Source organism: Edwardsiella piscicida, assembly GCF_001896205.1.
GTDB lineage: Bacteria > Pseudomonadota > Gammaproteobacteria > Enterobacterales > Enterobacteriaceae > Edwardsiella > Edwardsiella piscicida.
Genome location: NZ_MPNU01000001.1, coordinates 39,823 through 49,018, shown reverse-complemented (window position 1 = coordinate 49,018; position 9,196 = coordinate 39,823). Strand labels below are relative to the sequence as shown.

The 9,196-nt window shown below is 53.7% G+C and carries 9 protein-coding genes, 1 tRNA gene and 1 rRNA gene; 7 read left to right on the top strand and 4 right to left on the bottom strand.

The window, feature by feature from the left end:
• The first annotated feature begins 8 nt into the window (after positions 1–8).
• Both BRD58_RS00225 and rrf read left to right on the top strand, forming a co-directional pair.
• Positions 9–84: transfer RNA gene (locus BRD58_RS00225), tRNA-Thr, on the top strand.
• A 34-nt stretch (positions 85–118) separates the two neighbouring features.
• Positions 119–234 (top strand): 5S ribosomal RNA (gene rrf / locus BRD58_RS00220).
• A 118-nt stretch (positions 235–352) separates the two neighbouring features.
• Here rrf and mobB read toward each other — a convergent pair.
• Positions 353–877: a molybdopterin-guanine dinucleotide biosynthesis protein MobB gene (gene mobB / locus BRD58_RS00215; RefSeq protein ID WP_069579686.1), complete on the bottom strand. Its 525-nt coding sequence runs from the start codon at positions 875–877 to the stop codon at positions 353–355.
• The gene (gene mobA / locus BRD58_RS00210; protein WP_034168319.1) at positions 868–1,452 is read right to left on the bottom strand and encodes a molybdenum cofactor guanylyltransferase MobA; all 585 of its coding nucleotides are present in this window, start codon (positions 1,450–1,452) and stop codon (positions 868–870) included. Before mobA ends, mobB begins: the two co-directional genes overlap by 10 nt.
• Positions 1,453–1,624: 172 nt before the next feature.
• Here mobA and BRD58_RS00205 point away from each other — a divergent pair, with 172 nt between their 5' ends.
• Genes BRD58_RS00205 through dsbA form a run of 3 tightly spaced genes read left to right on the top strand, consistent with a single transcriptional unit; the run spans position 1,625 to position 3,539 of the window.
• Entirely contained in the window at positions 1,625–1,894 is a 270-nt protein-coding gene (locus BRD58_RS00205) for a YihD family protein (protein WP_012850300.1), read from the top strand.
• A 4-nt stretch (positions 1,895–1,898) separates the two neighbouring features.
• Positions 1,899–2,885 (top strand): serine/threonine protein kinase, encoded by a 987-nt coding sequence (locus BRD58_RS00200; RefSeq protein ID WP_012850299.1) that lies wholly within the window; start codon positions 1,899–1,901, stop codon positions 2,883–2,885.
• 30 nt (positions 2,886–2,915) lie between these two features.
• A complete protein-coding gene (dsbA, locus tag BRD58_RS00195; protein ID WP_015462577.1) occupies positions 2,916–3,539 on the top strand; it encodes a thiol:disulfide interchange protein DsbA in 624 nt (207 codons plus the stop codon).
• A 59-nt stretch (positions 3,540–3,598) separates the two neighbouring features.
• On the opposite strand, the gene BRD58_RS00190 is transcribed toward dsbA, so the two are convergent.
• On the bottom strand, positions 3,599–4,516 hold the full coding sequence (locus tag BRD58_RS00190) for an acyltransferase (RefSeq protein ID WP_012850297.1): 918 nt from the start codon (positions 4,514–4,516) through the stop codon (positions 3,599–3,601).
• A gap of 450 nt (positions 4,517–4,966) precedes the next feature.
• Between BRD58_RS00190 and polA the strand changes: the two genes are divergently transcribed.
• The gene (gene polA / locus BRD58_RS00185; protein WP_073381354.1) at positions 4,967–7,759 is read left to right on the top strand and encodes a DNA polymerase I; all 2,793 of its coding nucleotides are present in this window, start codon (positions 4,967–4,969) and stop codon (positions 7,757–7,759) included.
• A gap of 161 nt (positions 7,760–7,920) precedes the next feature.
• Positions 7,921–7,968, top strand: coding sequence for a spot 42 RNA, inhibition of DNA synthesis (locus BRD58_RS18395; protein WP_071892919.1), 48 nt, complete (start codon positions 7,921–7,923; stop codon positions 7,966–7,968).
• Positions 7,969–8,178: 210 nt separating this feature from the next.
• Here the strand turns inward: BRD58_RS18395 and yihA are convergent, their stop codons facing one another.
• Positions 8,179–8,832, bottom strand: a complete 654-nt coding sequence (gene yihA, locus BRD58_RS00180) for a ribosome biogenesis GTP-binding protein YihA/YsxC (RefSeq protein ID WP_012850295.1) — start codon at positions 8,830–8,832, stop codon at positions 8,179–8,181.
• Positions 8,833–9,196 lie beyond the last annotated feature (364 nt).

Below are 9,196 nucleotides of genomic sequence, written 5' to 3'. Positions count from 1 at the left end.
TTTAGCGTGCTGATATGGCTCAGTCGGTAGAGCGCACCCTTGGTAAGGGTGAGGTCCCCAGTTCGATTCTGGGTATCAGCACCAATTTTTCGGGGTTTTGTTCGGCAAAAAGAATTTGCTTGGCGGCGATAGCGCGGTGGTCCCACCTGACCCCATGCCGAACTCAGAAGTGAAACGCCGTAGCGCCGATGGTAGTGTGGGGTCTCCCCATGCGAGAGTAGGGAACTGCCAAGCATTAAATAAAGCAAAAAAGCCGCTCAATGAGCGGCTTTTTTGCGTCTTGAGTCCAGCCAGATGCTGTGAAAAACCGCCGTTGGCGGTCTTTTTATACACAGACTATTTATTCTTATTCTTATTCTTTAGCTTGTTGCTCTAGCCAACGCTGGATAAAGGCCGCAATTTCATCGGGATCATTAATATCCAAGAACGGAACGGCGCAGTCATGACGACTGTCGCTGGCCAGCGCAATAACGTACTCGTCGATAAGCCCGCCAAAGGGCTTGCCAACCGCATGGCGATAGAGCGCTATTTTGGCAATGTGCTCATGCTTAAATCCTTCGACCAGAATTAAATCACAGCGCCTGGCGTCGATGCGTGAGGCCAGAAAGTGTAAGTCTAGCGGCTGCCTCTCCGGCGTTTCGCTCATCAATGCCCAGCGTAGATCGCTGGCGACCAGCGTTTGATCTGCCCCGGCCTTACGCAGCTCATAGCTGTCTTTACCCGGGGTATCGACATCCATATCGTGATGGGTGTGCTTGATCAGGGCGATGCGGATCCCTCGGGCTTTTAGGCTGGGAATCAGCTGTTTCAGCAGCGTGGTTTTTCCGGTGCCGCTGTAGGCGGCAATGCCCAAGAGTGGTGGGGTCGTCACGGTGATGTGTGCTCCTGTTGTTGCGCCTGCAGGCACTCTTGCAGACTGTTAATATTGATAAAGAGCGCGGGATTGGCATAGCGTACGGGCTGCGCGTCTACCCATTGCATGAAGAGCATGAGCTTACGCTCTCCCCGCTGCAGAAAGGTGCGTAGCTGCGGCAGCAGGCTGCGGTGCCATAGGGCGAGCGTCGGGTGACGGTGCTCGCCATCGTCGATATAGGCTAGGAGAGCGTCGCCTTTGCCTTGCCAGAGTACGTTGACCAGATCGGTGGGAATAAAAGGGACGTCGCAGGGAACAGAGATAAGCCATGGGGTTCGGCACTGCTCCAGCGCCGTTAGCACGCCGGCCAATGGGCCTGGAAAGTCTGCCATGCTGTCGCTGAGCACCTCGCAGCCGCTTTGCCGGTAGGTCTGCTGATTTCGATTGGCGCTAATGACGACCCGGGAAACCTGGGGCGCTAGACGCTGCAAAACCTGCTGATACAGGGGAATGGCGTTGAGCGTAACCAGTCCTTTATCTCTCCCCTGCATCCTGGTTGCCCGCCCGCCCGCTAAAATAACCCCCTCAATATCCTGCATTGTGAAAGTGCTCCTGTCGGCTGTAGAGGTCGAACGATGGTCTATCATAGCGCCCCTTTAATGACGATGTAATAGTTTGTAAATAGTGAGTGTTACACGGTAAACGACTATCTTTGTTAAATTAGGATTGCTAGCTTTAGCAGCCCTGTGAATAGACAAGAGAGCGTACTCTATGAAATGCCATCGCGTTAATGAGCTTATTGAGTTAATCCATCCGGCCTGGCAGCAGGAACCGGATTTGAACCTGATTCAGTTTTTACAGAAGCTGGCCGATGAGGCGGGCTATGAGGGCGCACTGTCCGACCTTACCGATGATATTCTGATCTATCACCTGAAAATGCGCGACAGCGATAAGCGTGCGGTGATCCCCGGTCTGCAAAAAGACTATGAAGAGGATTTCAAAACGGCCCTACTGCGTGCGCGCGGTGTTATTAAAGATTGATGCTATGACGACGTCGGCCTTTAATTTTCAGACTCTGACACCGGATCTCATCCTGGATGCGCTGGAGAGTACGGGGATCCGCGTTGATTCCGGTCTTAGTGAGCTGAACAGCTATGAAAACCGTGTCTATCAGCTGATGGATGAGGATAGACGACGCTATGTGGTGAAATTCTATCGCCCCGAGCGTTGGAGTGATGCCCAGATAGCAGAGGAGCATGCTTTCTCTGCCGAGCTGACCGCGCAGGAGATCCCGCTAGCGGCCCCGCTGCCCCTGAATGGCGCCACGCTGCATCATTACCATGGATATGCCTTTGCGGTATTTCCCAGCCTGGGGGGCCGTGAATATGAGGTCGACAGCCTCGACCAGCTGGAGTGGGTTGGACGCTATCTGGGACGACTCCATCAGGTAGGCCGACGCCAGCTGTTTAGCAGCCGGCCGACCATTGGGCTGGACGAATATGTCTACCAGCCGCGAGCGCTGCTGGCGGAGAGTCCCCTGGTGCCTGAAGCGCAGCGATCTGCGCTGCTCTCGGCGTTAGATACGCTGATTGCGGCGTTGCTTCCGTGCTGGCGGGATGATTTGCCGCAGCTGCGTCTGCACGGTGACTGCCACCCGGGAAATATACTGTGGCGCGATGGTCCACTGTTCGTGGATCTGGACGATGCGCGCAATGGCCCGGCGATCCAGGATTTGTGGATGCTACTGAATGGAGATGACGCAGAGAAGCGTATACAGCTGGATGTATTGCTGGAGGCCTACGGCGAATTCAGTGATTTCGACCTGCGCGAGCTGGCGCTGATTGAACCGCTGCGCGCCATGCGGATGATCCACTATGTGGCCTGGATCTGCCGCCGCTGGCAGGATCCCGCGTTTCCGCGCAGTTTTCCCTGGGTGGGGGAGACCCAGTTCTGGCTGCGCCAGATCCAGGTATTTCAAGAGCAGGTCCGTCTGTTACAGGCCGCCCCGCTACAGTTAACGCCGATGTATTGACGACAGATTCCGAATAATGGAGAAGCGATAATGAAAAAGATGTGGCTGGCCCTGCTGGGCATGGTTATGGCGTTTGGCGTATCGGCCGCGCAGTTTACTAATGGGGAGCAATATACCACGCTGGATAAACCGGTAAACGGTGCGCCGCAGGTATTGGAGTTCTTCTCGTTTTATTGCCCGCATTGCTATGAGTTTGCTGAGGTTTACCATATTCCCCAGGCCATTGAAGGTAAACTTCCGCAGGGGGTAAAGCTGACTAAATATCACGTAGAGTTTCTTGGTCCATTAGGGAAACAGTTAACTCAGGCATGGGCTGTCGCGATGGCGCTGGGCGTTGAGGATAAGATCACCCAGCCTATGTTTGATGCGGTACAGAAAACGCAGAGTATTAAAAGCGAGGCGGATATTCGCAATGTCTTTATTCAGGCCGGGGTGAAACCGCAAGAGTATGACGCTGCGCTGGATAGCTTCGTGGTTAAATCTTTAGTGGTACAGCAGGAGAAGGCCGCAGAGGATTTCCAACTGCGCGGCGTTCCGGCGGTATTTGTAAACGGTAAGTACATGGTGAAAAGCGATGGATTGGATACCAGCTCCATGGCGAACTATGTGGCGCAGTTTGCCAATGTGGTGCACTTCTTGGTGAGCCAGCCGTAATCGGCGTGCTGACTCTGAGTAACACGCCGGATATCGTTTCTCCGGCGTTTTTTTTGACGTTAGACGGTAGGACGGTAACGCTCGCGCAGCTGCGTTATCAGCAGATCCTTACGCTGCCAAAGCGTATTCAGCCATAGCTGAAACTGGCGTTTGAAGCGCTTATTATTGAAATAATCGCCGCGAATTTCATCGCTGATAGGCAGTGTTTCAACGTGTACGACGATGCTTTGCATGCGTCCGCAGAGGAGGTCGAGGAAAGGGTGTCGCTCATTCTGCGGGTAAATCAGCGTGACGTTAAGTACTCGCTCAAACTGGCTGCCAAGGGTACTGAGGGTAAACGCGATGCCGGCGGCCTTGGGCTGTAATAGATTCTGATAGGGTGAATTTTGGCTGCGGCGTTTCTCCTCCGTGCAGCGTGAGCCTTCGACGAAGTTAACGATAGTGGTTGGACGCAGGCGAAACTTCTCGCATGAACGGCGGGTTGTTTCAATATCCTTACCGCGCCGTTCCGGGTGTTTAAGGAGATAGCTGCGAGAATAGCGCCGCATGAAAGGCATATCCAACGCCCAACAGGCTAGGCCGATAAAAGGCACCCAGGCCAGCTGCTGCTTAAGGAAATACTTATTCATTGGAATATGATTCCGTAGCAATACACATAGCACTACAATATCCGTCCAGCTTTTATGATTGCTGATCAGCAGATACCAGTTTTGTTTACTTAATCCCTCTAGGCCGCTGACGTGCCATTGTAGCCGTGGATTCAGGGACATTAAGCCAGCCAAGCCTTGGCACCAGCACCACATCAACCTATCGGAATAGCGGGAAATAGCGCGGCGTATCCCAGGCAGCGGCAGCAGCAGTTTTACGATGCCTAAGAGCGTGATAGGCAGCGAGCAGGCCACGGTGACTACGATGGTCAACAGCGTTGTTAATACGAAGATAAAAGGAGACAACACCGTGGCAATCAGGGTAGGCATTAGGAAATCGCACCGCACTCGGAAGAATTAGGAGCTGCAATGTTAGCAGATAGGGGCGTAAGTCGGCACATTTTGTCCCGCTCAAAGATATTTTGGTAAAAAAGCCTGCGCCGTTTTAATCGTTGGTCATACTATAACGATGCTTATCGAAGGCGCGGACAGCGTCGATAACATCTGTCGAGTTATACACAGCTCAACCATTATGCTTTTCATATTAACCTTTCTCTTGTTATAAATGCATTATATTGATTTTAATTGATTATATTTATTAAATTTCTATAAGCACGCTTCTGCGTATTAAACGTTCGATATTTTGCTCACAAAGTTATCCACAGATAGATCCGGTGCGATCGTATGTCGCCAAGCGCGATAAAACACCCCGAATATTCGTCAGCGCACCCGAGGTGTGGCATTCTTACACTCTGATAACCACCACGACAAAGACAGATTATGGCCCAGATAGCTGAAAATCCCCTGATCCTGGTTGATGGATCCTCATACCTTTACCGTGCCTATCATGCGTTTCCACCGCTGACCAATAGCGCCGGGGAGCCTACCGGGGCTATGTATGGTGTGCTGAATATGCTGCGTAGCCTGATCATGCAGTATCAGCCGAGCCATGTTGCCGTGGTGTTTGACGCCAAGGGTAAAACGTTTCGCGATGAGCTGTTTGCTGAATATAAGTCACATCGTCCTCCGATGCCGGACGATCTGCGTGAGCAGATAGCGCCGCTGCACCAGATGGTTGAGGCGATGGGGCTGCCGCTGCTGGTCGTACCGGGGGTGGAGGCGGACGATGTGATCGGTACGCTGGCGCGCCGCGCTGAGCTGGCGGGGCGGCATGTTCTGATCAGCACCGGCGATAAGGATATGGCGCAGCTGGTCACGCCGAATATCACGCTGATTAATACGATGACCAACACCGTTCTGGGGCCTCAGGAAGTGTGCGACAAATACGGTGTACCGCCGTCGCTGATCATCGACTTTTTAGCGCTGATGGGCGATGCCTCAGACAATATTCCCGGCGTCCCCGGCGTTGGTGAGAAGACGGCGCAGGCGCTGTTGCAAGGTATTGGCAGCCTGAAGACGATTTATGATGATCTCGATCGGGTGGCGACCCTGAGCTTTCGTGGCGCGAAGACCATGGGAGCCAAGTTACTGTTGAATAAAGAAAAAGCTGATCTTTCCTATCTGTTGGCGACCATTAAGACCGACGTTGATCTGGCGCAGGACTGCGACGATTTAGCCATTAAACCGCTGGATAGCGAGACGCTGCATCGGCTGTTCAGCCGCTATGAGTTTAAGCGTTGGTTGACCGATGCGCAGGAGGGATCCTGGCTCACGTGGGCGAAAGGCGGCCGTAAAACGCGGGTGGAGAAGAGCGCTGACGCACCTGCGGCACCTGCGTCGGAGGTTTCCGTGACGCTGACGCGCGAGGGTTACCAAACGATCCTCGATGAGGCCGCGCTGGAGGCATTGATTGCGCGCCTGCGCCAGGCCGGGTGCTTTGCCTTTGATACCGAGACCGATTCGCTGGATGTGCTATCGGCTAATCTGGTGGGGATCTCCTGTGCCGATGCTCCGGGGCAGGCATGTTACATCCCGTTGGCTCATGATTACCTGGATGCGCCGCGTCAGCTCGATCGTCAGTATGTTCTGGCGCGGCTACAGCCGCTGCTGGAGGATGAAGGGGTAGCCAAGATTGGCCAGAACCTGAAGTATGACATCGGCGTTATGGCGCGCTATGGCATCACGCTGCGCGGCGTGGCGTTTGATACCATGCTGGAGTCCTACGTGCTCAATAGCGTTGCCGGACGCCATGATATGGACAGTCTGGCAGCCCGTCATCTCGACCATAAAACGATTACGTTTGAAGAGATTGCCGGTAAAGGCAAAGGTCAGCTGACCTTTAATCAAATCCCGCTGGAGCAGGCGGCGGAGTATGCCGCAGAGGATGCCGATGTTACCCTGCAGCTGCATCAGCGTTTATGGCCGACGCTGGAGGGCGAGTCTGGTCCGAGCCATATTTTCCGCGATATCGATATGCCGTTGATTCCGGTGCTGTCGCGGATGGAGCGCACCGGGGTTTTGATCGACAGCGCGATTCTGGGTCAACACTCGCAGGAGCTGGCGGTACGGCTGGAGGCGCTGGAGCAGCAGGCACATAGCGAGGCTGGAGAGCCGTTTAATCTGTCATCGACAAAACAGCTGCAGGCTATTCTGTTTGAAAAGCAGCAGCTGCCGGTATTAAAGAAAACGCCGGGCGGAGCGCCATCAACGAATGAAGAGGTGCTGGCTGAGCTGGCCGATCAGGGATATGCGCTGCCGCAGGTAATCCTGGAGTACCGCACGCTGGCCAAACTGAAGAGTACCTACACCGATAAGCTGCCGCAGATGGTGAATCCACTGACGGGTCGGGTACATACCTCCTATCATCAGGCCGTCACCGCGACGGGCCGACTCTCATCCAGCGATCCTAATCTGCAGAATATCCCCGTGCGTAGCGATGAAGGGCGGCGCATTCGTCAGGCTTTCATCGCGCCGGCCGGCAGTCGGATTGTGGCGGCGGACTACTCACAGATTGAGCTGCGTATCATGGCGCACTTATCGGGAGACAAAGGGCTGCTGGCAGCGTTTGCGGCAGGGAAAGATATCCATCGCGCTACGGCGGCAGAGGTCTTTGGCCTGCCGTTAGAGGCGGTGAGCGCCGATCAGCGTCGCAGCGCTAAGGCGATTAACTTTGGCCTTATTTATGGCATGAGCGCGTTTGGTCTGGCTCGCCAGCTGAACATTGGCCGCGGCGAAGCCCAGCGCTATATGGATCTCTACTTTGAGCGCTATCCGGGCGTGCTGGCCTATATGGAGCGCACCCGCCAGCTGGCATCGGATCAGGGCTATGTTGAAACGCTGGATGGCCGCCGACTCTATCTGCCCGAGATCAACGCGCGCAATGGCATGCGCCGTAAAGCGGCGGAGCGTGCCGCGATTAACGCACCGATGCAGGGAACGGCGGCCGATATCATTAAACGGGCCATGATTGCCGTTGATGGCTGGCTGCAGGAGGCTCAGCCGGAGGTGCGCATGATTATGCAGGTGCACGATGAACTGGTGTTTGAGGTACCGGAGTCTCAGGTCGAGGCGGTGGTATGTCAGGTGCGTGCGCTGATGGAGAATAGCCTGTCGCTGGCTGTCCCATTAAAAGTTGATATTGGTTGTGGTGAAAACTGGGATCAAGCTCACTAAATTGCGGCGTTTTAATCTATTTATGTAATTTAACTACATAAAAACGCGTTAATGGATGAGGTTTGCGGATTTAAACGGCATATTTTTGTAAGTAAACAACAAAAAAGGTTGATCGATACATAAAATGTTGTACAGTTATCAACGTAGGGTACAGAGGTAAGATGTTCTATCTTTCAGACCTTTTACTTCACGTAATCGGATTTGGCTGATTATTAGCCGCCCCAGTCTTTATGACTGGGGCGTTTTTTTTGTATAAAGAAAACGTTAGCTGAAATGTCGCCGCACATATCTCGACGATGGCGCCGGGCGTTTGTCGACGCGTAATGCGCTGGTTGCGGATGTGCTTATTTTTCTATTTTGTTGAAAAATGACATGAAAAAGCCGCTTGCGCGGCTAATGGTATAGTGGGTCAGGGACTCTTACTCGCCGATGCTGGGATCGTCGTCCTCGTCCGCCGGCTGAGGTGCAATCTCGCTGAACCAGGTATCCAGCTTATCTCTCAGTTTATCGACGCCGAACTTTTTGAGGGAGGAGAATGCGTCGACCTGAATGTCGCCCATAAACGGCAGAACCGCCTCTCGAACCATGTTCAGCTGGGCCTTACGGGCGCCAGAGGCCAATTTATCGGCCTTGGTTAACAGCAGCAGTACCGGCAGACCGGCCTCTACCGCCCAGGCGATCATCTGCTGATCGAGATCCTTTAGCGGGTGGCGGATATCCATCAGCACGACTAATCCCTTCAGACACTGCCGTTTTTGCAGATACTCCCCCAGCGCCTGCTGCCATTTACGCTTCATCTCTTCTGGGACTTCGGCATAGCCATAGCCCGGCAGGTCGACCAGGCGAATGCCATCCTCAACCTCGAACAGGTTAATCAGCTGGGTACGCCCCGGTGTTTTACTGGTACGCGCCAGGCTTTTCTGGTTGGTTAGCGTATTGAGGGCGCTGGATTTCCCGGCGTTGGAGCGCCCGGCAAACGCCACTTCAATGCCGGTATCTGCCGGCAGGTGGCGAATATCGGGGGCGCTGGTGACGAAGTGCGTCACATGGTAGTTATAAGTTTGACGGGCCAAGAGGGTCGTCTCCCTGTTGCTGGAGGAATAATGGCAGGAATTATAACCATAATGACGGGAAAGGGCGCGTAAATCCGTATTTTGCTGGCATGGATAGCGTAAGCCATTCGCCCGTCTCTGCGTAAGCGATCGACTATAGCACCATCAGATAATGGCGTATCGTTCTGTAAGGCTTTGATTTTTTAATTATTGATATTCAGCTAATTACATTACTTGTGTGATATCGATCGGCTATCGAAGCACTGTTTCGCGTATTGTTCTTTACCATCAGTAAGATAGATTAACTCCAGCGCAGGGATGCCGCGTAAAACGGACTCTTCGTCAGGATGACGATGCCCAGGGAGCGTTAAGGATAATGCGTCGG